This window comes from Phaeovulum sp. (assembly GCF_041596715.1).
In the GTDB taxonomy this organism is placed as follows: Bacteria; Pseudomonadota; Alphaproteobacteria; order Rhodobacterales; family Rhodobacteraceae; genus UBA6213.
Genome location: NZ_JBFHIA010000394.1, coordinates 1 through 1,513, shown reverse-complemented (window position 1 = coordinate 1,513; position 1,513 = coordinate 1). Strand labels below are relative to the sequence as shown.

Here is a 1,513-nt window from a genome sequence, read left to right as displayed (position 1 = left end):
CCGCCATCATGTCTTGCATGGATTTGGTGTAATCTTGGGTCTTGGTCATTTGGGTATCTCCTGTTCAGGCGCTGGGGTGCGGAATGAGAGCCCGCCAATTTCTGAAACAAGATATACGCGCCGCACTGCGGCATTTCAAGTAAAATAATGCTGCGGTGCAGCATCGACATTTTACAGCGCTAAATCAGTTATTTGGGCTTTCCAGAACATAGGTTCCCGGGGCAGCGGCCAGCACCGGATGCGCCGAATCACCCAGCGCGCGTGCAGCAATTCGCTTGCCAGACCGCTCTGCCAGCCATGCGCCCCAGCGCGGCCACCAGCTGCCCAGATGGAACTGCGCGGCTTGCTTCCATGTCTCGGCATCCTCGACGGGCGTGTCCGAAACATAGTGCCCGTATTTGTCTTTGCCCGGTGGGTTGACGATGCCTGCAACATGGCCCGACTGGCTGAGAATGAACGTCTTGTCCTTGGCCCCCATTTGCGCCACCCCGGCGAAAGACGCCTTCCACGGCGCGATATGGTCGGCCTCGCACGCAACGGCGCAGAGCGGAACCTTGACGCCGGAAACCTTCACCTTTTCGCCCAGCACGGTAAAGCCCTTGCCTGCGAACTCGTCACGCTGGCAAAGCCCGCGCAAGTATTCCACCGCCATCTTGCCGGGCAGGTTGGTGCCATCGCCGTTCCAGTAAAGCAGATCAAAAGCCGGCGGTGCCTCGCCCATCATGTAGCTGCGGATCGCGGGGGCATAGATCAGGTCATTTGCGCGCAAATAGCTGAAGGTCCGGCTCATGAAATACGAGTCCAGCACGCCGTCGCGCTGCACCTGTTGCTCGATTCCGTCAACGAAATCGTCCTGTAAAAACGCCGTGAACTCGCCCTGATCGGCAAAATCGGTCAGCGTCGTGAAGAAGGTGGCGGAATTGATCGACTTGTCACCGCGCTTTTGCAGCAGTGCCAGCGTCAGCCCCAGCGTAGTGCCCGCGATGCAATAGCCGACCGCGTTGACCTTGGGCTCGCCGGTGATCGCCTTGATCTCGCGGATCGCGGTCAGATAGCCGTCCTGCACAAAATCATCCATGCCGATCTCGGCGTAAGAGGCATCAGGGTTTTTCCATGCCACCACGAACAGCGTGAAGCCCTGATCGACGATCCAGCGGATCAGGCTGTTTTGCGGCTTCAGGTCGAGAATGTAGAACTTGTTGATCCACGGCGGAAAGATCACCAGCGGCGTCTTGTGCACCGTTTCGGTGGTGGGCGTGTACTGGATCAACTCGAAAAGGTGGTTGCGAAAAACCACGCCGCCTTCCGAGGTGCCAATATTGACCCCCACCTTGAAGGCGTCACGGTCGGCCAGCGTGATGACCAGATCGCCCTTGCTCGCCTCGATATCGGCCACCAGATTTTCCAGCCCCCGCACAAGGCTTGCGCCCTCGGTCGCCACGGCGCGCTCTAGTGCATCGGGGTTGGTGGCCAGAAAGTTCGTCGGTGCCATCATGTCGATGATCTGGCGTGT

Annotated in this window: 1 protein-coding gene; it reads right to left on the bottom strand. The window is 58.9% G+C overall.

The genetic code is table 11. The annotated features are described in order from the left end of the window. Nucleotides 1–184: 184 nt before the first annotated feature. The coding region (phaC, locus tag ABY403_RS16415) for a class I poly(R)-hydroxyalkanoic acid synthase (protein WP_372841882.1) at nucleotides 185–1,513 on the bottom strand (1,329 nt) is incomplete at its 5' end.